General features: G+C 43.9%; 20 protein-coding genes. 6 read left to right on the top strand and 14 right to left on the bottom strand.

The features are described 5' to 3' along the window. Positions 1-185: 185 nt before the first annotated feature. Positions 186-2,798, bottom strand: a complete 2,613-nt coding sequence (pepN, locus tag LG003_RS11275) for an aminopeptidase N (RefSeq protein ID WP_262980747.1) — start codon at positions 2,796-2,798, stop codon at positions 186-188. Between the two features lie 346 nt (positions 2,799-3,144). On the opposite strand from pepN, the gene pncB reads away from it, so the two are divergent. The 5 genes from pncB (at position 3,145) to LG003_RS11300 (ending at position 10,542) form a co-directional block, all read left to right on the top strand. Beyond that, on the top strand, positions 3,145-4,359 hold the full coding sequence (gene pncB / locus LG003_RS11280) for a nicotinate phosphoribosyltransferase (RefSeq protein WP_262980748.1): 1,215 nt from the start codon (positions 3,145-3,147) through the stop codon (positions 4,357-4,359). A 204-nt stretch (positions 4,360-4,563) separates the two neighbouring features. Beyond that, positions 4,564-5,964, top strand: coding sequence for an asparagine--tRNA ligase (gene asnS / locus LG003_RS11285; RefSeq protein ID WP_262980749.1), 1,401 nt, complete (start codon positions 4,564-4,566; stop codon positions 5,962-5,964). Positions 5,965-6,301: 337 nt separating this feature from the next. Continuing rightward, complete coding sequence (locus tag LG003_RS11290; RefSeq protein WP_112876537.1) at positions 6,302-7,447, top strand: porin; 1,146 nt, start codon at positions 6,302-6,304, stop codon at positions 7,445-7,447. Between the two features lie 504 nt (positions 7,448-7,951). Beyond that, on the top strand, positions 7,952-9,118 hold the full coding sequence (gene ompC, locus LG003_RS11295) for a porin OmpC (protein ID WP_315903384.1): 1,167 nt from the start codon (positions 7,952-7,954) through the stop codon (positions 9,116-9,118). Positions 9,119-9,351: 233 nt separating this feature from the next. Continuing rightward, positions 9,352-10,542: an amino acid aminotransferase gene (locus LG003_RS11300; protein ID WP_262980750.1), complete on the top strand. Its 1,191-nt coding sequence runs from the start codon at positions 9,352-9,354 to the stop codon at positions 10,540-10,542. A 307-nt stretch (positions 10,543-10,849) separates the two neighbouring features. Here LG003_RS11300 and LG003_RS11310 read toward each other — a convergent pair whose 3' ends face one another. The 4 genes from LG003_RS11310 to LG003_RS11325 all read right to left on the bottom strand — a co-directional run bounded on the left by LG003_RS11310 (position 10,850) and on the right by LG003_RS11325 (position 14,885). Further along, positions 10,850-11,497, bottom strand: coding sequence for an MBL fold metallo-hydrolase (locus tag LG003_RS11310; protein ID WP_112876539.1), 648 nt, complete (start codon positions 11,495-11,497; stop codon positions 10,850-10,852). A gap of 45 nt (positions 11,498-11,542) precedes the next feature. Beyond that, the gene (locus tag LG003_RS11315; protein WP_112876540.1) at positions 11,543-12,091 is read right to left on the bottom strand and encodes a YcbK family protein; all 549 of its coding nucleotides are present in this window, start codon (positions 12,089-12,091) and stop codon (positions 11,543-11,545) included. Between the two features lie 78 nt (positions 12,092-12,169). Then, positions 12,170-13,894 carry a L,D-transpeptidase gene (ldtD, locus tag LG003_RS11320; RefSeq protein ID WP_112876541.1) on the bottom strand — a complete coding sequence of 575 codons (1,725 nt, stop codon included), beginning with the start codon at positions 13,892-13,894 and terminating at the stop codon, positions 12,170-12,172. 316 nt (positions 13,895-14,210) lie between these two features. After that, a complete protein-coding gene (locus LG003_RS11325; protein ID WP_112876542.1) occupies positions 14,211-14,885 on the bottom strand; it encodes a TetR/AcrR family transcriptional regulator in 675 nt (224 codons plus the stop codon). A gap of 160 nt (positions 14,886-15,045) precedes the next feature. Between LG003_RS11325 and LG003_RS11330 the strand changes: the two genes are divergently transcribed. Next, the gene (locus tag LG003_RS11330) at positions 15,046-16,359 is read left to right on the top strand and encodes an FAD-dependent oxidoreductase (RefSeq protein ID WP_262980751.1); all 1,314 of its coding nucleotides are present in this window, start codon (positions 15,046-15,048) and stop codon (positions 16,357-16,359) included. Positions 16,360-17,033: 674 nt separating this feature from the next. Here LG003_RS11330 and trbB read toward each other — a convergent pair. From trbB to pilV, 9 genes are all read right to left on the bottom strand, one after another. Next, the gene (trbB, locus tag LG003_RS11335; RefSeq protein WP_205072933.1) at positions 17,034-18,149 is read right to left on the bottom strand and encodes a P-type conjugative transfer ATPase TrbB; all 1,116 of its coding nucleotides are present in this window, start codon (positions 18,147-18,149) and stop codon (positions 17,034-17,036) included. Positions 18,150-18,186: 37 nt separating this feature from the next. After that, on the bottom strand, positions 18,187-19,284 hold the full coding sequence (locus LG003_RS11340) for a type II secretion system F family protein (RefSeq protein ID WP_262980752.1): 1,098 nt from the start codon (positions 19,282-19,284) through the stop codon (positions 18,187-18,189). Between the two features lie 6 nt (positions 19,285-19,290). Then, a complete protein-coding gene (locus LG003_RS11345) occupies positions 19,291-20,847 on the bottom strand; it encodes a GspE/PulE family protein (protein ID WP_112876546.1) in 1,557 nt (518 codons plus the stop codon). A gap of 22 nt (positions 20,848-20,869) precedes the next feature. After that, the gene (gene pilP / locus LG003_RS11350; RefSeq protein ID WP_112876547.1) at positions 20,870-21,412 is read right to left on the bottom strand and encodes a type IV pilus biogenesis protein PilP; all 543 of its coding nucleotides are present in this window, start codon (positions 21,410-21,412) and stop codon (positions 20,870-20,872) included. Beyond that, entirely contained in the window at positions 21,399-22,700 is a 1,302-nt protein-coding gene (gene pilO2, locus LG003_RS11355) for a type 4b pilus protein PilO2 (RefSeq protein ID WP_112876548.1), read from the bottom strand. The genes pilP and pilO2 overlap by 14 nt, the downstream gene beginning before the upstream one ends. A gap of 3 nt (positions 22,701-22,703) precedes the next feature. Beyond that, positions 22,704-24,323: a PilN family type IVB pilus formation outer membrane protein gene (gene pilN, locus LG003_RS11360; RefSeq protein ID WP_112876549.1), complete on the bottom strand. Its 1,620-nt coding sequence runs from the start codon at positions 24,321-24,323 to the stop codon at positions 22,704-22,706. 4 nt (positions 24,324-24,327) lie between these two features. Next, complete coding sequence (locus tag LG003_RS11365) at positions 24,328-24,669, bottom strand: toxin co-regulated pilus biosynthesis Q family protein (RefSeq protein WP_112876550.1); 342 nt, start codon at positions 24,667-24,669, stop codon at positions 24,328-24,330. Between the two features lie 87 nt (positions 24,670-24,756). Continuing rightward, positions 24,757-25,281, bottom strand: a complete 525-nt coding sequence (locus LG003_RS11370) for a hypothetical protein (RefSeq protein ID WP_262980753.1) — start codon at positions 25,279-25,281, stop codon at positions 24,757-24,759. 67 nt (positions 25,282-25,348) lie between these two features. Continuing rightward, positions 25,349-26,935 (bottom strand): shufflon system plasmid conjugative transfer pilus tip adhesin PilV, encoded by a 1,587-nt coding sequence (pilV, locus tag LG003_RS11375; protein WP_112876552.1) that lies wholly within the window; start codon positions 26,933-26,935, stop codon positions 25,349-25,351. Positions 26,936-26,989 lie beyond the last annotated feature (54 nt).

Raw genomic sequence — 26,989 nt, forward strand, 5'->3', positions numbered from 1 at the left:
AACGATAATACCATAGAGACATAAAAATTAACCACATATCAGTTTTACCATAAGATACTGACCACTGCATTTTACTTCCAACCCAATGCTTGCAAGAAGAAATTTATTATCCAGAAGATAAATTGGAAAAAATATCGGGCTAAATAACCATTAGCCCGATAACTCGATAACCCAATAAATAGTTATCAGCTTTCTAATGCCTTGGTAATTTTTTCAAACAGATCACCAGACAGATTTTCCAATCCTTTTAACTGTTCCAACGCACTACGCATCATGTTTTGACGTTTTTCATCATAACGTTTCAGACGAATCAGCGGTTCAATTAAACGGGAAGCAACCTGTGGGTTACGGCTGTTAAGATCAGTTAAAATTTCCATCAAGAATTGATAACCACTGCCATCTTCAGCATGGAATACAACCGGATTGTTAACAAATGTCCCAATCAGAGCACGCACCCGGTTTGGGTTACTCATACTAAATGAACGATGATTCAGAAGATGGCGTACATTAGCCAAAACATCTACCGCCGGGCTACTTGCCTGTAAGCTAAACCATTTATCCATCACCAGGCCGTCCTGATACCATCTACCATCAAATTCCGCCATGAGTTGATCACAGCAAGGCAACTCTGCCAGCACCGCGCCAGATAATGCCGCCAGTGCATCAGTCATATTGTCAGATTGATAATATTGATTTGATACCACTTTATCAGCCTGCTCTTGATGACCAAAAGCCAAATAATATAGACAGATATTACGCAGAGAGCGCTTAGCAATATCCTGATGAGCGACGCGATATGCACCGATCTTGATAGCGTTATAAACCACCGCAAATTCATCAGCCATTTCCTGAGCCAAAGTACGGGTGATGGTATCCAAAACTTCATGAATCGCTTTAGGATCAATAATCGTAAACAGTTCTGCTATCTCACTCTCTGATGGTAAAGCCAGAATATGAGCAACCAGAGCCGGATCAATCTCTTTATCCAATAACACCGCGCGGAAAGCATCCACCACATGCATTGGCAGTTCGATCGGCTGCTTCTGCTGGTAACGGATAATATTCAGTTTGATATAGTTTGCCATCAACGACTGAGCCGCATCCCAACGTGAAAACGCATTGCGAGCGTGTTTCATCAAGAATGCCAATTGCTGATCACTGAATTTGTAATCCAGTTTCACTGGTGCTGAGAATTCCCGTAATAAAGAGGGAACCGGCAGTGATGGCACATCATCAAATACAAACGTCTGTTCTGCATTAGTCACATTCAATACATTGTGAACCGGTTGACCATCATAACGTAACGGAATCACATGACCTTTGCTGTCATAAAGTTCAATATCCAGGGGAATATGTAGAGGCTGCTTCTCTTTTTGATCGGCGGTAGTTGGTGTCATCTGGCTGACATGCAACTTATATTGCTGCTTTTCTGCATCATATTCATCGCGGACTGTTAATACTGGTGTACCAGACTGGCTATACCAGCGACGGAAAAGTGACAAATCCACATTTGATGCATCTTCCATTGCCTGAACAAAATCATCACATGTTGCGGCACTACCATCATGACGATGGATATAAAGCTGCATCCCTGCCTGGAATTGCTCTTCACCTAGCAGGGTATGAATCATACGGATAACTTCCGCGCCCTTCTCATACACAGTCAGGGTATAGAAATTATTCATCTCAATCACTTTATCCGGGCGAATTGGATGGGCCATTGGACTGGCATCTTCCGCAAACTGTGCCGAACGCATAACACGCACATTATTAATACGATTAACAGAACGAAAGCCAAGATCAGAGCTAAATTCCTGATCACGGAATACCGTCAATCCCTCTTTTAAACTCAGTTGGAACCAATCGCGACAAGTAATACGATTCCCAGTCCAGTTATGGAAATATTCGTGGCCGATCACAGCTTCTATATTAAGGTAATCTTTATCAGTCGCAGTTTCAGATTTTGCCAGCACATATTTGGAGTTAAAGACATTCAGCCCTTTATTCTCCATAGCGCCCATATTAAAGAAATCCACCGCAACAATCATATAAATATCGAGGTCATACTCAAGGCCAAAACGGGTTTCATCCCACTTCATAGCATTTTTTAGGGAAGTCATTGCCCAATCAGCCCGATCGAGATTGCCACGATCAACAAACAGCTCCAATGCAACTTCACGGCCACTACGCGTCGTAAAAATATCGCGCAATACATCAAAATCACCTGCGACCAGAGCAAACAGATAACATGGTTTTGGGAATGGATCTTGCCATTTCACCCAATGACATCCATCATCGGTTTCTCCCTGCTCAACCCGGTTACCGTTTGAAAGCAGATACGGATACTTGGCTTTATCGGCTGTGATACGTGTTGTAAAACGAGCCAATACATCAGGCCGATCGAGATAATAAGTAATGTGGCGAAACCCTTCTGCTTCACACTGAGTACAAAGTGCATCACCAGAAACATACAAGCCTTCCAGCGCCGTATTTTTCGATGGATGGATCTCATTGACAATTTTCAAAGTGAACTGAGCTGGCAACTGCTCAATGACTAGCGCCCCCTCCTGTTCACGGTAATGCGCCCACGGTTGACCATTCACATGAAGACTTTTCAGTATCAAGTCTTCACCATCCAACACTAATGGCGTTATTTCGTGACTCAGACGTTTTATCTGGCTGATTGCGGTGATTTCCGTGTTATCGGTATCAAGATTAAAATCGAGTTCAATATCAGAAATCGTATAGTCGGGAGCGCGATAATCCCGGCGGTACTTAGCTTGTCGCTGTTGTGTCATAAGAAACCTTTTTGTTTCATGCCTGATGGAATTAATTCAATACTAGGCCTTACGCTGCCATAGAAAGAGGTTGAATTTCAAGAGTGAATAACGCATCTTCTGGCGTTTAACATTCATTAAGAACGAGTATGATGTTATGTAAGGAATATGTTTACTCTTTGGTGCTTGTTATCACTTAATGATCAAATAACATGATAACATTTAACCAAAGACCCTTTTTAGCTTCGATATTTTGGTGAACTATATGACGTTATGTGACTTCAATAACAAAATAATCCCGGTATACTCTTCCAACTTTATCGATTTAGCTAATACGAATACGCTCCGTGAGGATGCATAACGCGCTATGACACTAGACGCTACCCCAATTATTAAATCACTGCTTGATACTGACGCTTATAAACTTCATATGCAACAAGCAGTATACCACCGCTACAGCCACATTCCTGTTGTTGCAGAGTTTCGCTGCCGCGGCGACGAACTGCTAGGTGAATATGCCGCAGAATTACGTCATCAAGTTAATATGATGGCTGATCTGGCATTAACCGATGCTGAATTTAATTACCTTTCCAGTCTGCCTTTTTTCAAGGCTGATTATCTGGGCTGGTTAAAAACCTTTCGTTTTAACCCACAGCAAGTCAATATTTCTGTTACAAATGGCGGCCAATTAGCTATTCATATTTCAGGATTATGGCATGAAGTGATTATGTGGGAAGTCCCATTACTGGCGTTAATCAGTGAATTAATTCATCGTCATCACTTACCAGATAACGCGGTGGAAAATGCAGTCAACCAGCTACGCAAGTTGATCAAACTGTTATATCAACATGCTGAAAATAAAGGAATCGATCTCTCCAGTTTTAAACTGATGGATTTCGGTACACGTCGTCGTTTCTCACACCGAGTTCAACACGCTGTCGTCAGTGAGCTGCAACAGCATTTCCCTTATCTGATTGGCACTAGCAATTACCAACTTGCACAACAGCTTGGGCTCCCTCCTGTTGGAACACAAGCGCATGAGTGGTTTCAAGCTCATCAGCAAATCAGCCCGGATCTGGCTAGCAGTCAACGAGAAGCATTACAGAGTTGGCTGAAAGAATATCCTAACCAATTAGGTATTGCCTTGACTGACTGCATTACAATGGACGCGTTTCTGCGGGACTTTGATGCCCAGTTTGCCAAAAATTATCAAGGCTTACGCCATGATTCGGGTGATCCTGTTCAATGGGGTGAAAAAGCGATCGCCCACTATCAAAAACTGGGTATCGACCCAATGACGAAAACCCTCGTGTTCTCTGACAGCCTAGACTTCCAAAAAGCACTAGCGCTCTATCGTCATTTCCACAACAGAATAAACCTGATTTTCGGTATCGGTACACAGCTTACCTGCAATATCCCAGGGGTTAAGCCACTGAACATCGTCATCAAACTTGTCGAGTGTAATGGCAAACCAGTCGCAAAGCTTTCAGACAGCCCTGGCAAAACCATTTGTGAAGATAACGAGTTTGTTAACAGGCTACGCGCCGCTTTTGATATACCCCAGGTTAAACAAGCTTGTTAACTCAAGTTTCATTAAAAAATATCACTGTGCTGCTGGCAGATAAGGCAGCAGCACATCTGAAAAGTGCGCTTTCCCCTCTATTTCACCGTTTAAATTGATGATTTCCCCTTGTTTCCTGAAACAGGGCAAGTAACATAGAATAAGTTGCCCCTTGTGGGGATATTCATTTTCATAAACTTGAACTGATAAAGAAGAGAGAAATCTATGAGCGTAGCGCCTGTAGTCGACGTACTGCAAGGCCGGGTTGCGGTTGATAGTGAAGTCACCGTTCGCGGCTGGATACGTACAAGGAGAGATTCTAAAGCTGGCATCTCTTTCCTCGCCGTCTATGACGGTTCCTGCTTTAATCCATTACAGGCCGTCGTTAATAATAATTTGCCCAATTATCAGGATGAAGTTCTGCATTTAACTACCGGTTGTTCTGTCGAAGTAACAGGAACAGTCGTTGCTTCCCTTGGTCAAGGGCAGAACTTTGAACTGCAAGCGACGAAAATTGTCGTGATCGGTATGGTTGAAGATCCTGACACCTATCCCATGGCCGCTAAACGCCACAGCATTGAATACCTGCGCGAAGTGGCTCACCTGCGTCCACGTACCAACCTGATTGGTGCCGTTGCTCGTATGCGCCATACCCTTGCTCAAGCACTACACCGTTTCTTCCATGAAAATGGTTACTTCTGGGTTTCCACCCCATTGATAACGGCTGCTGATACAGAAGGTGCTGGCGAAATGTTCCGCGTCTCTACGCTGGATCTGCAAAATCTGCCTTTAACTGACAAAGGTGAAGTGGATTTCAACCAAGATTTCTTCGGCCGCGAAGCTTTTCTGACCGTATCCGGACAATTGAACGGTGAAGCATACGCTTGTGCATTAAGCAAAGTTTACACATTCGGCCCGACTTTTCGTGCTGAAAACTCTAATACCAGCCGCCATCTGGCAGAATTCTGGATGCTTGAACCAGAAATCGCCTTCGCTAACCTCAATGATGCCGCCACATTAGCTGAAAATATGCTGAAATATGTTTTCAAAGCCGCATTGGCAGAGCGTGCTGATGATCTGCAATTCTTCGCTGAACGCGTAGATAAAGATGTTATCACCCGCCTGGAAAAATTTATCAATTCTGACTTTGCTCAGATTGATTACACCAGTGCCATTGAAATTCTGCAAAACTGCGGCCAGAAATTTGAAAATCCAGTCTTCTGGGGAGTTGACCTTTCTTCGGAACATGAACGTTATCTGGCAGAGAAACATTTCCAAGCTCCGGTCGTCGTGAAAAACTATCCAAAAGATATTAAAGCCTTCTATATGCGAATGAACGACGACGGTAAAACTGTCGCGGCAATGGATGTACTTGCACCAGGCATTGGCGAAATTATCGGTGGCTCACAGCGTGAAGAGCGTCTGGATATACTGGATAAGCGTATGGAAGAGATGGGGCTTAATAAAGAAGATTACTGGTGGTACCGTGATCTGCGTCGTTATGGCACCGTACCTCACGCCGGGTTCGGGCTGGGCTTTGAACGCCTGGTTGCTTACGTGACTGGTGTATCAAATGTACGTGATGTCATCCCATTCCCACGGACACCAAGAAGCGCAAACTTCTAATGATTGCGTAAAACAAACATTAAAAAATCATTATGTATAAAGCCAGCAAAAGCTGGCTTTTTTTATGCTTCCAATTCAAGACACGATCAAAAATCCTATTTCATTTACATTTTGCAATATATTATTTTCACTTTATTACAAAAATCGTCACTTTGTATCAATTAAATGATAGATAAAATCCACAGCTAATGAAAGACTGTGCCCCAACTCGGACAACACGATATTTTCATAAATAATTTCAACGAGTTTCTTAAAGGAATTATTTCTGTCAGTAACAGATGTCCGAATAACGCCAATGATGGTCATTAACAATAGTAATTAAATGAAGGTAACAATAATGAAGGGTAGTATCTTTTCCGTGGTCATCCCAGTGCTGTTGACTGCTGGTGTAGCAAATGCCGCTGAAATTTATAACAAAAACGGTAATAAACTGGATTTTTATGGCAAAGTTGATGTACGTCATCAATTCGCTAAAATTACCCAAAAATCAGATACATATCCTATATATAGTGAAGATGGCGATGCAAGCTACGTTCGTCTGGGTTTCAGGGGTGAAACCCAAATCAATGACCAACTGACCGGTTATGGCCGTTGGGAATACAATATTCAGGCTAACAAAGCCGAGGCAAACGATTCCGAAGGTAATCAAACCCGTCTGGGCTTCGCTGGTCTAAAATTGGCTAAATATGGTTCTCTAGACTACGGTCGTAATTACGGTGTTCTCTATGACGTCAATGCCTGGACCGATGTACTGCCAGTATTCGGTGCTGACTCCATGTCGCAGGCTGACACCTACATGACTAATCGTGCTACCGGTGTCCTGACTTACCGTAATACGGATTTCTTTGGCCTGGTTGATGGTCTGAACTTCGCCCTGCAATACCAAGGTAAGAACGACGAAGACAGCAAAAACGGCCGTAATTCACTTCATAAACCCGGAGATCGCATTAAGCCTAACGGTGGTAGTAACGGTGACGGTTTCGGCCTCTCTGTTACTTATGATATCGGTAATGGTATCAGCTTAGGAGGAGCCTACTCCAATGCTGACCGCCCTATTACACATGAAAGGCTCGTTACCTCTGTCGCTCGTGGTGAAAGGGCTGAGGCATGGAACGTTGGTGCCAAATATGATGCAAATAACCTATATCTGGCTGCCATGTATGGCGAAACTCACAATATGACCTCTTTCGGCTACCAAGATGTTGTCTCTGCAAAAACTCGTAATATCGAATTAACTGCCCAATATCAGTTGGATTCTGGTCTGCGCCCATCTCTGGCATATGTTCAATCCAGGGGAACAACTTTTTTCACTCATCAAGACTGGGTAAAATATATCTCTATTGGTTCTTATTATAACTTTAACAAAAATTTGTCTGCCTATGTTGATTACAAAATCAACTTAGTACATGACACCCCCTTCACCAAATATCTCGATGTCAATACGAATAACGCTGTGGGTATAGGTTTGGTATATCAATTCTAACAGTCTGAAATAAATTAGGTAGATTAATAGAAAATCCAATTAACGTGTTATGGTGCTCACTTAAAGTGGGCACTACTTCTTCCAAGAAGAATCATTATCAGGTATCTGTTAAAAAATGATATGCAACACATCGACAAGCATATCAGTAAGTTACATATAAGAAATATGATTGATGAAATAAACACCACATTTTACTCTTTTTATTAAGATCAACAGGTAATTTTCTTCCGCCACTAATTGCGAGTCATTTTTCACTTTTTTGATCAACTGGACCAACCAGAGATTAAAAAACAATCTCTCATTTACATTTTGAAACACTTTATTTCACATTTTTACTAAATTTTCTTTTTTATAGCATTTTGTGAGTGGATAAAAATAACAACCAATGAAACACTTGACAGCGAAACAGACGACACTAAACTCTCACAAATAGTTCCGTAGATTTTTAAAGAATTATTTTTGGCAGTGGCAGGTGTCCGAATAACACCAATGAGGGTAATAATAATGATGAAACGCAATGTTCTTGCAGTAGTAATCCCAGCTCTGTTAGCTGCTGGCGCAGCAAATGCGGCTGAAATTTATAACAAAGACGGCAACAAACTGGACCTATACGGTAAAGTTGAAGTCCAGCACAAATTCGCTAACAACAAAAGCGGCGAAGATGGCGATAACTCCTTCGCCCGTCTGGGTTTCAAAGGTGAAACTCAAGTTAATGACCAACTGACCGGTTTTGGCCGTTGGGAATACAATATCAAAGGTAACCGCGCAGAAGGTACTGACGAAGAAACCAAAACGCGTTTAGCTTTCGCTGGGTTGAAACTGTCCGACTACGGTTCAATGAACTATGGCCGTAACTACGGTGTGGTTTATGATGTCAACGCTTGGACCGATGTGTTGCCAGTATTCGGTGGCGACTCAATGGCGCAGACTGATAACTTCATGACTGGCCGTTCTACTGGTCTGTTGACTTACCGCAATACCGATTTCTTCGGTTTAGTTGATGGCCTGAACTTTGCTCTGCAATATCAGGGTGAGAACAGCAACAACACGGCTAATGGCCGTATCAACCGTAAGGACAATGGTGAAGGTTACGGTTTCGCTGCAACCTATGACGTAGGTTATGGTATTAGCGTCGGTGGTGCATACGCTAATTCTGCTCGTACTTCTGAACAAAAAACTGCCTATAATATTGATACCAATAAAGGCTCTACTGCCTTAGGTGATCGCGCTGAAGCATGGAATATTGGTGCTAAGTACGATGCTAACAATATCTATCTGGCTGCTATGTACGGTGAAACCCGTAATATGACCCGCTTCGGTGGAAAAGTTGGTGAAGATAATATGGAAAATATCGCCAACAAAACCCAGAACATCGAATTGACGGCTCAATATCAGTTCGATTTCGGTTTACGTCCATCTATAGCTTATGTTCAATCTAAAGGTAAGAGCCTGAACGACAATGCTGGTTATCTCAATGCAGCAGGTAAGAAAGCATCTAGCAGTAATGATCTAGTTAAATATATCTCGGTCGGTACTTTCTACTACTTCAACAAAAACTTGACTACCTATGTTGATTACAAAATCAACCTGCTGGATAACAATGAATTCACCAAAGCAACAGGTACCAGCACTGACAACGTTGTTGGCGTAGGTATGGTTTACCAATTCTAATGACCATTGGTAAATAGATTTAGCTGAACAAGTTAAGCATCATTAAGAGAAAGCAGCGCTTAGGTGCTGCTTTTTTAGTCTTGTGTTTTCTCTCTACTATTCCAACTTTTTCTCACTCCACAAACTGCCTCACAAGATTATCTTCTTTTTACGACAAATAGTTGGCAAACTGTTTCAGCGACGTTACCCTGACTGCCCTTTTGGGCTTAACTCTGAGCTTTGGAATCAAAAACATGTTTGAGAAAATCACAGCAGCGCCTGCCGACCCTATTCTTGGCTTAGCCGATAGTTTCCGTTCTGATCCTCGTACAAATAAAATTAACCTTGGTATCGGTGTCTATAAAGATGAAACAGGAAAAACCCCTATTCTGACCAGTGTTAAAAAAGCTGAACAATATTTACTGGAAAACGAAACAACAAAGAATTATCTGCCAATTAGCGGCTTAGCTGAATTTGGCCGCGTAACTCAGGAATTACTGTTTGGCAAAGATCACCCAGTCGTCACAGATAAACGCGCCCGCACAGCACAAAGCCCAGGCGGTACAGGTGCTTTACGTATTGCTGCGGATTTCATTGCCAAACAGACTAATGCTAAACGCATTTGGATTAGCAACCCAACCTGGCCAAACCATAAAAACGTTTTTTCCGCCGCCGGCTTGGAAGTCTGCGAATATAAATATTATGACGCTGAAAAACACGCGCTGAATTTCGAAAGCATGCTAACAAGCCTGTCTGAAACTCAGGCAGGTGATGTTGTTTTGTTCCACGGTTGCTGCCACAATCCGACGGGCATTGATCCAACCCCGGCACAATGGGCTAAGCTGGCAGAAATGTCTGCGGAGAAAGGCTGGTTGCCTATTTTTGATTTCGCTTATCAAGGGTTTGCTAAGGGCCTGAATGAAGATGCAGAAGGCCTACGTATTTTTGCGAAAAATCATAATGAACTGATCGTTGCCAGCTCTTACTCCAAAAACTTTGGCCTGTACAATGAACGTGTTGGCGCCTGTACTATTGTTGCTAGTGACAGTGATACAGCAGAAAAAGCATTCAGCCAGGCAAAAGCGATTATCCGTGCGAACTATTCTAACCCACCCGCTCATGGTGCATCTGTTGTCACTACCATTTTGTCAAATGAAGATCTGAAAGCAGCTTGGGAACAGGAACTAACCACCATGCGCGAACGTATCCAGCGCATGCGTCAACTGTTTGTCAATACCTTGCAGGAAAAAGGGGCAAAACAGGATTTCAGCTTTATTATTAGCCAAAATGGTATGTTCTCATTCAGTGGGCTGACAAAAGAACAAGTAGAACGTTTGCGTGAGGAATTTGGTATATACGCTGTCAGTTCCGGTCGTATTAACGTCGCTGGTTTGACGTTGGAAAACATGGCTCCATTATGTGAAGCCATTGTTGCAGTACTCTAAGTTAACATTTACCTTACTATATTTACTTTACTCTGAAAAAGTCGCTGAATTTCAGCGGCTTTTATCGTTCAAAAGACTCGACATCCGACACAATTGCGATATTAATCTTATTAGATGCATCAAAATGAAGTTGAAATCCTTGAAGGGCCGGTTAAACATACCGGAGTAAACGGAGCTATTATGTCCATTTATTTCCGTGATCCGGATCAAAATCTAATTGAAGTCTCCAATCAGTTATAGTTGCCATCAAACAACTATCAGCCAGCCCTCAGATTGACACTATATTGAATATAAACGCTACGCCACATCACCAACCTGGTACTTCATCCTGTAAAAATGGATTAGTCTGCCGCTCATGACCTAGCGTCGACATTGGTCCGTGCCCCGGAATAAATTCATAATCATCACCAAGTGGCAAAAGTTTATCTTTAATTGAGTTAATTAGCTGCCGGTGATTACCGCGTGGAAAGTCACTACGCCCAACCCCTCCTTTAAATAGAACATCTCCCATATAAATCAGCTTATCTACATGATTCACAAACACAACATGCCCTGGTGTATGTCCCGGACAGTGCAATACAGATAAATCAACGCCCCCCACCCGCAGCTCATCACCTTCATTTAACCAGCGATCAGGTTCAAATGATGGACATTCTTCAATGCCAAACATCCGGCTTTGAGCTTGCAAGCCTTCGATCCAGAAAGCATCTTCCTGCTGTGGCCCGTAGACCGGCACATTAAAATGTTCAGCGACCTCCGCTGTTGCACCAACATGGTCAAAATGACCATGAGTCAATAAAATCTGAGTCAATTTCAGACCACGACGTTCTATCTCGGCGATCAGTTTTTCTGCTTCACCACCCGGATCAACAATTGCCGCTTCCTTACTCTCTTCATTCCAAATAAGGGTACAATTCTGCATAAAAGCAGTAACAGGAATAATTTGGTATTTCATTATTTCATTTACTCCATAGTCAAAACAAAATAGTTACTCACCAGATTACCACGTCCTGACGGGACCTGTATCAATATGAACGAAATTACTATGTGGATAGTATCCTACCCCTCCCGCTTTCATTTTCAGAGCAGCCTTGCAGATACGACTAAGCTCAATACCTTCAATATGAAAATCCATCGCCCGCCCGCGAGTATGGTAACTCTGTTTAGCCACGCCTTTACTTTGCTTGCGCAACTGATTGTTGGTTACCAGTGAACGGTAACCAGAAATGAGTTGTACAGGCTTATTAATCCCTATCATCATTTGCAGCAAATAAATCTGATCAAATAATTTAGGATCAATAGTCTTAACTCTATTTTGACGGTAATCTCGAAACAGATGATCCAAACGGGCCAGCTCTTCTTTGTTGTAACGATAACCGTCAAAAAATTCAGCTTTAATCGTTTCACCCGTATGTAAGTTATCAAAACGTAAAATTCGTGGGCGTGGAGTGGCCAGAGTCGCAAAAGTATGCCCCGGCAACAAACTCAAGCCTAAAGCAGCGGCTCCCGCACTAAGCCACTTGCGGCGATTATGATCGATTATATCCATGAAGAAACATCTACCCAAATTATAGAAAAAATAGGCCAACTGGTCACTATGACAATTAATAACAAAAATTAGTTGCATTTAGTTTTGTAAAGGTAACAACTTTGACAAAAACTGGGTACCTTGTCTCACACTATTGTCGTAGTCATAAATATCGGTACGGTACTGAGGTACCCCCTGCTCATCTACCCAAGCAGTTAAATAATGCAAATAAACTGGAATACGCTGTGGGATGTTAACATAAACGGTATTACCCTGTTTCAGGGTATTATTCACTTTACTCTGATGCCAACCTACATCTTCCAATAACATACTTGCTAATTCTGAAGCCTTGTTAACCCGCACACAACCAGAGCTGATCGCTCTAATGTCTTTGTTAAACAGGTTATGGTTCGGCGTATCATGCAAATAGATAGCATCAGAATTTGGCATATTAAATTTATAACGGCCTAATGAGTTAGTCGGCCCCGGAGCTTGCCATATTCGATAAGGAAAGTTAGCAGGCGTAATCACGTTCCAATCAATAGTGTAAGGGTCGATGACACTGGCATCAGCACGCCAATTTGAAAAGATAACGTATCCTCGCCGTTGAAAATATCCGGGATCATCAACCGCCCGTGGTGCGATATCTTTTCTTGCCAGGCTAGTTGGCACACTCCAGGGAGGATTAATCACCACACTATTCAACACACTACTCATAATGGGTGTCTTACGGCTTGGGCGACCAACGATCACTTTCGAGTCCAATACTTCCTGATCATTAAGATAATAATGCAATGAATAATCGGGAATATTGACCATAATTCCTGTGGACACATATCCTGGGATAATACGTAAACGCTGGATATTAAGCGCCATCAATCCTGCTCTGGTTTGAGGCGAAGTATTTAGCCAATCTCTTGTGCGTTTACCGATTACACCATCCGGCGCCAACCCTTGCCAATGCTGGAAATTTCTTACCGCAGTCACCAGTTCAGGATCATAGATATTATCTGATTGAGTTGTCAGTTCGCTCAACATACCAAGACGAATAAGTATTTCCTTCAACACAGCGACATCAGCGCTACTCTGTCCCGGTTTTAGCGCACTTTTGTCAGAAAGCTGTGGCCACAGTTTACTATCAGCCAGTTGTTTCATCATCTCCTTGCGCATATTTTCATATTGAGGATGGTGTGGTGCCAGTGCTGCGACATAAGCGGCCACATTGTGACCGATAATAGCTTGCTGCCACTGATCTATAACGACTGGTGAAGGTAATACAATTTTGTATGGTATTTTGTATGGTATAGTGCGATAGAGCCAACTTTGGCCCTGATGGCCGACATCTGAGACAAATTGTAAATAACCTAGCATAGCATCCGATAAGATGAGATCACGTCCCATCTGACTCAATTGAGCATCATTGAGTTCAATCAGCCATTGACCAAATTGCGGCTGAAACCCAGCCAAAGCCAGTTCTGAAAGTTGTTGTTCAAAGCGTTGAACCGCGAGTTTATCTTGCCACAAAGGTTGCATCTGGTTAGAGGAGTACAAACTAACCAATCGATCAAAGAAAACGGGCTTAATTTGTGCTGGTATCCAACTTCGCAGCATCTCACGGCGTTCTGTTTCTGAAATTGTAGCAGTTTGAATTTGTACTTGTTCAGGTGTTGTTGTCTCAGATATCTTTTCAAGCTGCATTTTTGGCAGATTTTGAATATCACCTTCAATAAGCCTATTCTGATGATTAGCTAAAGCATATCCAGCTATTATCGATGTGCTACAAATAACCGAAATACACAGTGGCTTTATCGCTCTTTTTACCATATCAACATACCCACCTTCATAACATTCTCATGAGTTAATTTTAATTATGACAAATTCAAACTCTAATCAAAGAAAAACAACAAGTTATTTACATTGTAAACTATTTAATTACAAAGGGAATATAATAAGCCATCACCAACCAAGCCAAAAAGACGCCAAAGCATTTCGTCTATATCCAAGGCATTCAAACCGCTTTCTTAATCCAGCAGAAAGACCTACCTGATAACAGGCAGGCCCTTAATTCAACGCTATTCCTATGATAATTTCTGAACAATAATTTCTGATTTACTACATCTGGTTTACTACAGCGCGACTATCATGATGAAGAAGTGCTATCACATGAGGAAGTACCATATGCAGCGAGAAATGACTGAACAGCGATGGCAATTCGCTGAGATTGCTCCTCTGGAGTAGGTAAACCAATGCCCAAAGTAGCCTTAAGCCTTGGCGTTCCAATGATGCCATCGATAAACACCTCTGCGGAGATTTTCGGGTCTACTATGTTCAATTTTCCCTCCTTCATCTTTCGCACCAGATATTCGACAAGAAAATCTACTATCTTTTTGACACCCTTTTCATAATAGATTTTACCTAATTGCGGAAAACGTTGGGCCTCCAGAGTGACCACCCGGTAATTTGCAATCATTGTTTCTGAAAGAATTACCGTGAAAATTTCCTCTGCAAAAATGGTTAATGCTTTCCCAATATCTGGCTCGGGATTCATGGTCTTGTCCAGACCGCCCTCAACTTCTTCTATTCTCTGCTTAACAACAGCGACTAACAGCTCTTCTTTAGAAGGAAATCGACTATAATAGGTTCCCTTCGAAGCATTAGCACGTTTCGCCATCTCATTGATACTGGCACCATCAAAACCCCGTTCTGCAAATACCTGAGCAGCAATCTTTAACAGCTCGTTAACTCGTTCTCCTGAAATTCTAGAGTACGAACGGGTTCTTTTGTGATCTGTTTGGGCTTTAGGTGTATTTGTCATGTAAAAAACCTAAATTTTTATTGGTACCGAACGGTACGGTATACTATTATTAAGACTATAGCAGTAACACAACCGATGGCTGTGATCAAATGGTCCTGGCCAGCTACAGTCACCATGATTCTTTCAGAATCACATCGTACTACTTATGGAGAAAAAAGAAATGAACGTTGGAATAATTGGTTCAGGGATTGGTGGAGCATGCCTGGCACATGGCTTGCGCAAAAACGGAATAAAAGTGAAAGTCTATGAACGAGGTTCTGCTACATCATCCATACTTCCCGGTTATGGAATTTACGTCGATACATTCGGCCAGCAAGCAATGCAGGAATGCCTCCCAGAAACCAACTGGCTAACCTTTAAAAAGATTTCAAAGCCTGTTGGTGGACAGACAAGATTCTATGATGAACATCTACGTCTTCTTCTCTCAGCTCAGAGAGATATTCATCAGGAGGATGGACAGATCATTACCGAAGATCGGATGTCAATCAGCAGATCTGAACTTATAGAAGTACTAAACGAGGGGCTCTCAGATACCGTTCAATGGAACAAAACGTTCGAGCGTTATGAACACATGCAAAACGGTAAAGTCAGGCTTTTTTTCACTGATGGAAGTCACGAAGATGTTGATGTTCTTATTGGTGCAGATGGAAGCAATTCAAAAGTACGCAAGCAGTACCTCCCCGCGATAAAAAGGCTTGATATTGGTGTCACCCTCATCGTTGGCCGTGTACGCCTTACCCCGGCTCTTGCTGCCTCATTGCCGCAATATTTGCTAGATGGATCACCCAACAATATCGTGCCTAAAAGCCCTGGAGGGTTGTTTGTCTCCCTATGGCGTGCTCCGATCAATACTCAAGTAAAGGCCACATCGACAGAAATTGGTGATTTTGTCATGTGGGCCTATGCAACAGCAACGAATAGCTATCCGAATGCGATTACTGATTTTCCTGCTGAATCTCTGTGTAATCTGATCCGCTCCCATATTGCTTCATGGGATCCAAACCTGCATACCCTGATTAAGCAGAGTGATATGGAAAACATCTCTGTGATTCCGTTACGCAGTATGGAGCATCTCTTACCCTGGCGTTCCAGTGCTGTCACTCTACTTGGCGACGCTATTCACAACATGACGCCAATGGTAGGAATGGGAGCAAACATAGCGCTTCGAGACGCACTTTTACTCACACAGACGCTAACTCGCGTAGCATCTGGTCATGAAAACTTAATCAAGGCGATTTCAGATTATGAACAACAAATGCGGACATATGCTAATGAGGCCGTTGAGATTTCGTTACGTGCCGCGCTAAATGCAGCCGATCGCTCAATGATCAAGCGAATACTGTTTCGAACTGTACTTCGGGTTGCACAAACTTTACCGCCAATAAAGCGAGTGCTATTCCCGATAACAAAATCTGCGCAACACCAGGGAAAAATAAAATTAGGTACTACACATTCTCTTAGTAGTACGCAATAAAGAGGCTTTCACTTTACCTCCAGATAATTTAAATGAACGATTAGCAAAGAATTTGCGGTAATATTGCATCGGCTCAAGAATAGAGTCTGGTTTTGGTAAACCGGTGAGAATTTCTTTTTGAAAAATAAAGACTTAATCAGGGAGATACGATTATTTTCTATCGAATCGACCGTAAGATTTTTGTCTAAAAAAATAATAAAAATCCATGCCCGGATTATTTGGCAGATTTTTGCCAAATTTACATAGCCTTAACTCTGTATTATCCGGGCTACAAAATATTAAGGGAATTATGTGTTTTTTAACCTATTAATTCTGTCATTTATAATATCCAGATAATTCATTAGCAATTAATAAAAACAATTAAAATCATACAATAAAATGTAAGTAAATTATTTTAACCAATAAAACAGAAACCCTTATTAGTTTCATTTCATTACATTTAATTCTCTGAGAGTCTGTACATAATTCACAGTATTTTTACACTTAAAATTCAATTATCATCCTTAGCCACAAACATCAATATTCAACAGCATTTAATTATTTAACCTGGAATATCATCATCTTAAAAATAACAAATATTCAATTAATAGAAGAAAATAATTAATTATAAATAGATTTGTTATCATTATTATATTCTCATCATCATTTCCAGAATTATTTATAACATCACACCTTTAAATACGTGGTTTGAATTCACAATACCCATTACTCTGTAAACATAAAACATTCATATTGTAACGACCATTCATAAACCCGGAAACTTCACAAATTTCTGTCACCATTCTTCCCGGTTCCATTGCGATCTTTTCTATTACCACCACCAAATTCACACTTTTGGCGATCATCCAACCGATAGTATCAGGAGTAAAACCCTGTGCAGTCTCATCTTCATAAATGTAATGCGCCAGTTTTTGTAGCCCCTCTTCAGATGAATTAGCATGCATGGTTGTTACCCCTCCAGGGTGGCCGGAATTCCAGCTCTTGAGCAAAGTATAAGCTTCACCGCCGCGAATCTCCCCCACTACAATACGATCTGGACGCAAACGCATCGTAGTCCGCAACAAACGACGCATATCCACATCCTTACTGGTGCGTAACAGCGCTCGGTTAGCATTGTTAAGCTGTAATTCCATCGTATCCTCAATCGCCACGATACGATCATGCGGGCATTGCAGGCTAATCTCGTGCAAAATAGTATTAGCCAGCGTCGTTTTCCCACTGCCGGTCCCCCCAACGATTAGAATATTCTTACGCATAACCACGGCTTCGCGAATTGCTTCAATGGGATGTTCAAAACTGCGTTTATAGCTCGCTATCCCGGATACCAACCGCATGGCGGTAAAACCTATCGGTTTAATAATGCCGCTTTTGCGGTAATCAGACAGCGATAATACCACCGGAGAGTGTTTACGAATGGCAATAGTCGGAGCATTTGCCAACGGAGGCAAAACACCGGCAATACGAGCACTCCCCAACGGAAATTCCCCTTCAATGAGGCCCATATCGGTCCCAATATCCGATTTTTGCAGTGCTACCGAAATCAGTAAAATCCGCTCTGTCGCCTCTGCCGGAAAATCAGATTGTGCTTCACTCATGCCTTGGTTATACGATTCAATCCACAGTTTTCCATCAGGATTAATCATGATCTCCACCACGTCTTTGTCATCAAGCGCTCGGAGGATAATCGGTCCGCAAGCTTTTCTCAGCTCATTCAACACTTTATCACGACATACGCTGCCTGTTCCTTGAATTTCACTGATTCCAGCTTCAATGTTCTGCCTGATTTTCATCGTTAATCCCAACATTAAGTATTGCCTATTGGAACCGCTAAACAGATGGCATAGATAACGACTGTTCAATAGCGTTTTCAATGCCCGATACCGCCGTAACCACCAGCATCAACATGCCACCAATCATAAGAATTGAAGCCAACAGAAATCCACGCGTCACTATCTGAACCTTAACTATCGTTTCATCCAACCAGTGCCGTGCAAACTTCGCCATTGATTGATCAAAACCCTGCAATCGTGACAATAACCTCAAATAACTGATCGCCTCGTCATCCGGGAAACGGTAACCGGTATCGCGCAATGCCTCACCAAAACCAGCCCCCATTGAAATATGTTCGAGCGTAGCCGCGATTCGCACATACAACCAACGGGACCCCGCCTGTTCCAACAGCAACTCCAGCGCCGATTGCAACATCATCCCTGAACGGATTAGTAACGACACATTCAGTATGAACATACTGCCATGAATGGTTCTGTACAGTGACCACGGCGGAAACCGGTCAAGCACCGTTCGCAGTCGCCCCCCCAAAAAAGACAGCGATAACAACAATAGAATGATCAATATCATCAAAAATATCAGCGAATAAAATCCATAATCGTTGACAAATGTTCCCATCAAATAAAGGGTATAAGCCGCCCCATCCCATGTTTCCGGCTTAGAAACAGCGGCCAGTTTGGGCACCAAACTACCTGCCACAATATGCAGCAATACACATATCATCCCAATAAGTATAAGTGGATAAATAGATGTACCAATCACAGCATTGCGGATCTTGCTGCCCGCCTCGATCATGGCGATCGCATCCATAAAAGCGCTACGTATGTCACCGGAGCGCTCACCCGCAGCAATCACCGCGACTTCATTGGAACCAATCCATCGCTGTAAACTCTCCGCCAAAGTACTGCCCTGACTGACAGATTCATAGCAACTACTCAATACCAATGCACAACCATTGTTGGGTTTATGGCCTTCGTTGCTGGCAATATTATACATTTCACGTAATGCATCAATCAGCATGATACGATTTTCCAGCATCATGATCAGATGCCCGTAAAAACGAATACGCGCTTTCTTACCAAACTGGATCTTCGCTAATCGATAGTTCAGTCTTTCAACAAAATCGGTCATGGACATAGCGTTTCACTCTATTTGATGGATAGCAGGAATAATCGGCCCCATCACACGTTCTGCGGCACGGGGATCGATTATTCCGTCATTTATTTTGCGAATAAGTGCGTCGATCTTGCTTAATCCCGCCATCTCCGAGATCCAATATCGAGTCGCTTCGTGATGGTGGCCCATTCGATAAGCTTGCATTAAGCCAGGGGAAGTGCGTATCACTTCAGCGACTACTGTTCGGCCCAAGGTGCCGCACTGTTTGCAATGGTCACAACCTTCCCCCTGTAGATAAACCGACTCCGGCTGACAATAAAGATTTAGTCGTTTCAACAGACGCCCGGAGACTTCTTGCTCATGCCCTCGCAGGGGAACTTTACAATGAGGACATAACACCTGAATCAGCGCCTGGCTAACCAAACCAATCACCAGCCGCGAATCCATTAATAGCGACTCCATCACAGCCTCATCCTGCAAGCGGGGCAAGATCGCTAAAGCATCGTTTGCATGTATCGTGGTCCAAATAAGATGGCCGGTCATTGCTGCACGAAATGCCATCTTTGCAGTCACTGCGTCGCGTATCTCACCGACCATAATCACATCAGGATCGAGTCGCATTGCATCAGCAATTGCCATCGCCCATTCCTGTTCGACAATGATGCTATCACCTCGATCTCCGGTGATGGGTGATTGATTAGCGCCTTCAATTTCATATTCGGGTGGATCCTCAAGCGTGAGCAGATGGATGCCAGCTTGCTCAGCTATCATCTTCTGCATCACCACTTTCAAAGTAGTGCTCTTTCCGCTACCGGTCGCACCAGACAAAAGAACCACACCGGCCCGATGCTCCATAAGCTCTTCCAGTATCTGACACTGTTCCGGCAAATAGCCGAGATCGCTTAAGGTGCACACCGTACCGGGGCTGTCCGCATACAACAATCGCAGTACCATCAACATGCCACGATCAAGTGGACGAGTATTAATACGCGCCCCGGAAAGTCCGCATTCGGCCAGAAACTCATCTTTCATTCGCGCACGCTGCGCCTGCATCGGTTTAAAAGTTGGCTCTGCCACGTCACACATACTTTGATAGATAGTCGCGCATAATCGTAACCCTTCTTCTGGCCGCAGTTGTCCTATAGACCGCAAATAACCATTAATACGGCAACGGATTTCACAATAATTACGGCGAGCAACGATATGCAAATCTGACGCACGTTCCTCAGTCGCTTCGCCGATTAAGTGAATGATATAACGCTGAACATCCGATTCAGTCCCTCCCAGTCCATGGCTCTCGCTCTTACTGAGACGGTACAACTCCAATATGCTCCCCATGCCACAAGTGACAATCTGATAGATAAGACCATGCCTTTTAACCGTCTCTTCATAGGCCAGCACATGGGGATCAAGCCGATGGGAGGCAGACACGGCAAGTACGCATTGCCCCTTCTGCTGAGGTAACTCAACAAGACATATCAAACTGCGGTTAGCTAACTCTATTTCAAGTGCGCCGCTCAAGGCAGATAAAACTTTTGCCCCCTGCCTGACCATACACAACAGATCGGAGCATGTTATTTCCATAAATATCTTCACCCATCAGTCATTAACGGCTTAACGGCAGCGGCGGTGCAACCATCAAGTCAAGGCCATCCAGCAACGATGCATCATTGGTAGCAGTAAGACCTACCTCATAAAATCGTCCCTGTTTGGAGAAAGTCACGACCCCGGTATCAATGCGGACCACTTTATAACCATTCGGCAACTGTTCACCTGCTTTCACATCCATGATACCGCCTGAACGAAGCCGGAGCGTAGCAGTCAGAGCCCCATTGCGCCCGAAGATTGACTTAACCAAAGGCAGGCCATTATTAACGGCATCTCTTTTATTCACCATTCTGGAAATTTTATCGAATTCAGCCTGAGCATTTGCCCTTGCGGTTTCAGCTTTAAGTAACATCAAATCCGTCTGTAACTTTTCCAGTTGCGCAGCAACGCTGTCAGTCGTTGCCGCTGGCAATGCAGGCTTCTGTACAACATGGCGCTTCGCCTGAGCTGCCGGTAACTCAGTAGGTGATGTTTGCGCATATGTCGGGGAAAATACCGACACCACAAATAGACTGATTATAAGCTGGCTAATTTTTTGCATAGAAAACTCCACTCAGCTTCCACTCAGGAAAACCATCAGATAACACAATTCTGGCACTGGTCACTCTCAATCCGGGGAGCGGCTTACCTGAAAACAGTGCATCTGGCGCTAATTGAGAAGTCAGTGTCCAGTTATAAGTCTGCCAGTCAGGATTGGCCCACACGTGTGTTTCGCCTTCCGGCAAAGGGGGCGGAGGCGGCGGTAAAACGGAAGCTTCCTCAGTCAAAGTTGGAGGGGGCAAACCTAGCGCCTGAAAATAAGACATCAGCTCAACCAGCGCCTGATCCGACGACTGCAACACATCGTCATTGTTTTCCTGATCATGATCCTGCGACGGCTCAAACGGTATCAATACCTGTGCCTGCTCCCCACCATTGGAAATCACCGGGCCAGCCCGGAAAATATTAATAGCAGCAACCTGGAAGACATTGATTGGCATCCCATCATGACGCTGATAACTCACAGAAACCGCATTAGCATCCAGCATAATGACTTCAATCTGCCAACCCGCGAGCGATAAGGGAACCTTGGCTAAAGCTTTATTCCATGCAGAAAACTGCCATTCCATTGTTGGCTGTGCCAGCCACGGATGCGGCGGTGGAATTTCCACCACCTCATTGGATAAATCCGGTACCCTTATTTCTGTATTCTGCTTATAGATGTGCCACATCCACCAACCACCAGCTAATAAGAACGCAGTACCTGCGGTCATGGCAAAGACCTTAATCTGGTACTTCGACATTTCGCCGGTTAAACTCTCAAGCTGACCAACCGATTTTTTCAATGCGGACTGCGGTAACAGTTGCGCCAATGGTACCTCCAACCACGGCGATTCAAACTCCTTCGGCGCATAAATCGCATTCCACATCCCATTGGCGCCCTCGACCAACTGCACCGTATCACGCAATTTCGCTTCGATTTCTTCACGAGTGCCGATCAAATCACGTCCAGCCATTATCGCGCCCCGATGTACCGCTACCAATGCATAATGTCCATCAGGCAAATGAAACGCACCTATCCAGTTAGGTTTATCCACCGCTTTAGCCAGAACGGCCGCCAATGAATAACACCCCGGTACTCCTGCTTCCTTTGGTACATACCCGACCTGTATACTTCGTCCAACACGATGTCGGACAGCCAAGGTAAACCCTGCGGCAATCCCATTTTTACGTATGTGAGAACGTGTTAACACAGTGACAGGCGGTCGCCAGATAATGCCTGCGACCAAAGTCTTACCATATAGCTTGATTTGCATAGTGCGCTCCGCGCCTGTTTCAGTCTGGGTCATTTTTTAATCTACCACTATAGGAGTAATCATGACTACGATCACATTATGGTTTCTTTTGCCCTGACGGCTCCCACCCAAGAATTGATTATCCGGGCTACCCAAACCACTACGATCACTGTCATCTGACTGCTGCTCGAACCCTGATAGCACCAGAGTTTCACCTGAATGTAGTCTCACCTTCTGACTGAATGCGCGTAAATCTATTGTCGGCAACTGCACCTGACCGGTCTCTTTCTCGCCGAATTTCTCCAGCCTCTTTAAATCGCTCAAACTAATGTTGTACTGCAACAATATTTGCTTGTCGGCCATTGCATAAGGCAGCATCAACATATTAAAACCCGTCGTCACTGTCGCAGGCTCGATCCCTACTGAAATGCCAACTTGTGGCGTCGAGGTACTAGAAGTTGATGAAACATAACCGGTCTGCGTTGCAACCTGCATCGGTACCGCCTGCAAATTCAGTGTAGTCACAGAAGGTTGAGTCACTATAGAGACTTTGCCTTGGGTCGATAACGCCTTGATCAGTAAATTACTGTCACTAAATGGCCCCTTAAGAATATGAATATTAGTACTGATATCACGCCCCTCAGTGACACCGCTGCCCGCACCACCCACGCCTATATGAGCGTCTTTATAGGCCAGTGACCAATCAACGCCATACTGATCAGCCCTATCGAACGTCAGGTTAAGGATCTTGACATTAAGCACCACCTGCGTTGTCAATAATTTGTTCTGCTGATCAATATAATCCTTAATTCTATCGAGTACCTCAGGTGAGTCAGTTACCACCAATGATGCCGTCGCCATAGACAAAGTTAACTTACCTTCACCAGGCGTTAGCATATTTGACACCGCTTTTTGGATCTCATCCATAACCGAACGGGTCAAAGAAGTCGCGAGAGTTTGGGAACTACCGCTGTTACCGTTACCGCTATCGCTTCCATTTAAGCCACCGCCGAACGTTGCATTGGTCGTCGCTGTCACGCTGGAAGATAATGCATCCGTACCCGGCAATGCATATATTTGAAACACTCGCGTCTCTGTTTTGAAAATATGCACTGCTCCATTGTGTACTTTCCAATGCAATCCTGACGACAAAATGGCCGAATCAAGCAAACCTGCCAAGGAGCCATGCCAATTCACGTTTATTTTCATCTCTTCTGGCTCACCGCCTTCAGATACTGACTGCGCGTTCGAATTGGCAACAACAACCTCCTGACCATTTTCTTTCACCTCCGATGCCAAATCCGATACCGAACTGGAAGACACTGCAAACCGTGCATCAGCACTGATCAACACCGGCACGCCACAGATACGCTTGATCTTTTCCGCAAACTGACTCAGCGTCATCGGCTCAGCTTCCTCCAGAGTCAACATGCAAGAAACAGTTTCACCCTCCTTCTTTGATGGAATCTCCTTGGTTGATACCCAATAACCATGCTCGTGAACATGCACCGCCGTCATGGCGGCAGTATTGCGTAACTCCTTAATAATACTGGTAGCATTTGCCATCTCAACATCTGCCTGCCGATCAACATTAGAGATTGCTGCACAACCTGCCAAGCCAGTCACTATATAGGGCAGCAATATCAATCTGGAAAACGTCAAAAACTGGATATGCATGTTATTACCCCTGAGCCTGTACATGAACAAGCCGCTGTTCCTGATAAATATCGACAACGAAAGGCCGATTCGCCATCGCGTAGGCTTCGAACAGCTCGCTTACCGCATGGATAAAGGTGCCATTAAAACGCAGACTAGCTCGGATAGGGAAATCATAGGAAGCATCCCATACCACCTGGTAGCCAGACCTACTAGCCCACTCTTGTGTAACATCACGCAGAGTTTGTCCCGGAGTTGCTGTCCATACCGCTGCCACAGGAACGGGTGTACGCATCGGTGTTGCATAAACGGCGACACTTGACATACAGACAAGTACCGTAAAAACATATGTGATTATTTTGTTCATCGATCTTTCCAAAAAGAAAAAAAGTAAGCCAAACAACCTATTAACAAAGCCCAGTGACCCGAAGAAATCCCGCTTGCGAAACAACAACTACAATATTTCCACCAGCGCTCCGTCAGATACAAACTTCCGAACATCATCCGGTAATTGTCTGGCAAGCAGACTCTCTACCCGTTTTCCTCTACCGTCGATAAGTCTGGAACCATACTTAAAACCAATCTGATCGGGTTCAGCACTCCATTTAAGCAATTCACCGAAAGTGCCATGCAATAACCCATTGTCGCCGGAGAGGCTATTTTTGCGGAAAATATAGACATGAGCCCCTGAAATAAATCCCCCCCAGAGACACTGACTGGCAGCGTTGTCACACCAGGCATCGGTATTCACCCACGTCATATGTAGAGTGGTCAATGCCTGCTGCATCTTGAGACTCTTGATCACGCCAACGGAATGATTATTAAGCAATTGCACACCGGCTGAAGCATAGCTACGAAACAGCGCGGCTACATCAGTCTTGGCGCGCACTGACTGCACACGCACTTCATACAACAACTCACCAAAAATCAGTTGCATGATAAATACGATGGCAATCCCAACAATCGCTAATGGCCACATTTATGTTCTCCTATTACTCTAGATTGGTTAATGCCAAATCATCAGATGCACAAGATGTTGTTGCTCATCAGTTATGACTTCTCAAAATATGGGACCTGTTTTTAGAAGAATGGAACACGCTGGCAATATTATATTTGCGATGTGGCCCAGCAATGAATGTCACTATGCAAGTTCTCGTATTCTGTAGATTTACATTGGAACTTGCTTCTGGATCATCCACCAGCCCAGATCGTTGAAAAACAAGCGGCAAATCAGATTCCTGGCTGTTGCCATTTTTATCCGCTTCATACACCGCCAACACGCAACGCATACGATAGTTATTAGAAATCGGAGGTGTAGAGACGGTGACTAACACAGGGGCATTTGAATTGTTAAAAAAAGGCCGACTCCGACTGTTTGCTTTACCGCCACCGCTAACATAATAGGTGCCTGTCTTACTTGTTATCCCTGACGACATTCCCGATGCAAGCCAATAGCCACTGCTGATTACCGTTTGATTTGCCAATAACCGCCTGCTTCCACTCGCATCTCTCCATTCCAAATCTGACTTATCAACATTAATTCCCTGACACACCAGCAGTTCCCCCTGCTTGCTCATGGACAGGTTACCTAACGCAGGGCACTTGCCGCCGACAAGATTTCCAGTTTGAGTGTTTATCACTAAATTATTGCCAACAACGACGTTCTTATCTGCATGAATATCACCGGCAGCCAAAGTACCTTTACTACCGGGATTGGCATTACCATCAAGAATAAACAACGTGCCATGCTCTGGATTGACAACCACTTCACCGTCGCTATTTTGTTCAATATAGGAGGGTTTTCCCTGAGAGCGGGAAGAAAAGGCGATCTTATTCACACCATTAACCATGCCGGGGCCTTGCATCGACAGCATACCCACCTGCTCAAGACCATTACCGCCCATATTGATGCTGGTCTCCATCCTATTCCACTCTGGATGCCCGCCTATTTTTTGTCGATGAAGCAAGTCGCCCGCCAATGTCCCTGGGCCATAGATTGACGCATCCCGCATGAACGGAGCATAAAAAATACGGCCAATTTCCTTGGGTTGTTCATTGAAAAAACCAGCAAAAGATTCAGGCGCATTGACCTGACCATAACTATTCCAATAAGTGGCCGGATTACGATGATCCCGATTTCTGTAATCCAGATACAGGCCACCAACCCCAATCAATTGCGCAATCCTCATCGAATGTTTAGCAACATTTGGCTGTTTTCCATTAGCCACTACCGGAACGGTATAAATCAACGGATCAATACGTTTTTTGCCATTAGGCAGCATGACAACACGTAATACGCCATCATATTTCTGACCCAGCGGATTGACCGTATTCTGGTCAAGCCCCGGAGGTAAATAGGGAGTCAACTCTGCCCAATTAATTGGCGCTGGAGTGGGTCCACGACTTAGAGCGACGTAATTGTCATTAACATAATCCACCACTGCATCACCAAGATGTTGGATCTGCCCGGCGACTACCTGGTTCACCAGCATGTCACTCTGTCTGTTTAGATAAACCACACCAACCACCATCATTGATGCCAGTACTATCAGTGCAACAGTCACTTCCAGCAAAGTGAAACCTGCATCATGGCGGCTTATCATCAATCCAGATACAGACTCATCATCATGCATAAATAGTCCTTCTTAATAATAAGTAAGAAAATCTACTCCATCCGATAAACTATT

The organism is Photorhabdus kleinii, assembly GCF_025384885.1.
In the GTDB taxonomy this organism is placed as follows: domain Bacteria; phylum Pseudomonadota; class Gammaproteobacteria; order Enterobacterales; family Enterobacteriaceae; genus Photorhabdus; species Photorhabdus kayaii.

Coding starts and splice junctions, on each gene's coding strand:
- LG003_RS11330 (WP_262980751.1), top strand. CDS start 15,046: ATGAACGTTGGAATAATTGGTTCAGGGATTGGTGGAGCATGCCTGGCA.
- pilP (WP_112876547.1), bottom strand. CDS start 21,412: ATGCAAAAAATTAGCCAGCTTATAATCAGTCTATTTGTGGTGTCGGTA.
- pepN (WP_262980747.1), bottom strand. CDS start 2,798: ATGACACAACAGCGACAAGCTAAGTACCGCCGGGATTATCGCGCTCCC.
- ompC (WP_315903384.1), top strand. CDS start 7,952: ATGATGAAACGCAATGTTCTTGCAGTAGTAATCCCAGCTCTGTTAGCT.
- pilO2 (WP_112876548.1), bottom strand. CDS start 22,700: ATGACCCAGACTGAAACAGGCGCGGAGCGCACTATGCAAATCAAGCTA.
- LG003_RS11300 (WP_262980750.1), top strand. CDS start 9,352: ATGTTTGAGAAAATCACAGCAGCGCCTGCCGACCCTATTCTTGGCTTA.
- trbB (WP_205072933.1), bottom strand. CDS start 18,149: ATGAAAATCAGGCAGAACATTGAAGCTGGAATCAGTGAAATTCAAGGA.
- LG003_RS11370 (WP_262980753.1), bottom strand. CDS start 25,281: ATGTGGCCATTAGCGATTGTTGGGATTGCCATCGTATTTATCATGCAA.
- LG003_RS11345 (WP_112876546.1), bottom strand. CDS start 20,847: ATGGAAATAACATGCTCCGATCTGTTGTGTATGGTCAGGCAGGGGGCA.
- LG003_RS11365 (WP_112876550.1), bottom strand. CDS start 24,669: ATGAACAAAATAATCACATATGTTTTTACGGTACTTGTCTGTATGTCA.
- pilN (WP_112876549.1), bottom strand. CDS start 24,323: ATGCATATCCAGTTTTTGACGTTTTCCAGATTGATATTGCTGCCCTAT.
- LG003_RS11310 (WP_112876539.1), bottom strand. CDS start 11,497: ATGAAATACCAAATTATTCCTGTTACTGCTTTTATGCAGAATTGTACC.
- LG003_RS11325 (WP_112876542.1), bottom strand. CDS start 14,885: ATGACAAATACACCTAAAGCCCAAACAGATCACAAAAGAACCCGTTCG.
- LG003_RS11290 (WP_112876537.1), top strand. CDS start 6,302: ATGAAGGGTAGTATCTTTTCCGTGGTCATCCCAGTGCTGTTGACTGCT.
- pncB (WP_262980748.1), top strand. CDS start 3,145: ATGACACTAGACGCTACCCCAATTATTAAATCACTGCTTGATACTGAC.
- ldtD (WP_112876541.1), bottom strand. CDS start 13,894: ATGGTAAAAAGAGCGATAAAGCCACTGTGTATTTCGGTTATTTGTAGC.
- LG003_RS11340 (WP_262980752.1), bottom strand. CDS start 19,284: ATGTCCATGACCGATTTTGTTGAAAGACTGAACTATCGATTAGCGAAG.
- pilV (WP_112876552.1), bottom strand. CDS start 26,935: ATGCATGATGATGAGTCTGTATCTGGATTGATGATAAGCCGCCATGAT.
- asnS (WP_262980749.1), top strand. CDS start 4,564: ATGAGCGTAGCGCCTGTAGTCGACGTACTGCAAGGCCGGGTTGCGGTT.
- LG003_RS11315 (WP_112876540.1), bottom strand. CDS start 12,091: ATGGATATAATCGATCATAATCGCCGCAAGTGGCTTAGTGCGGGAGCC.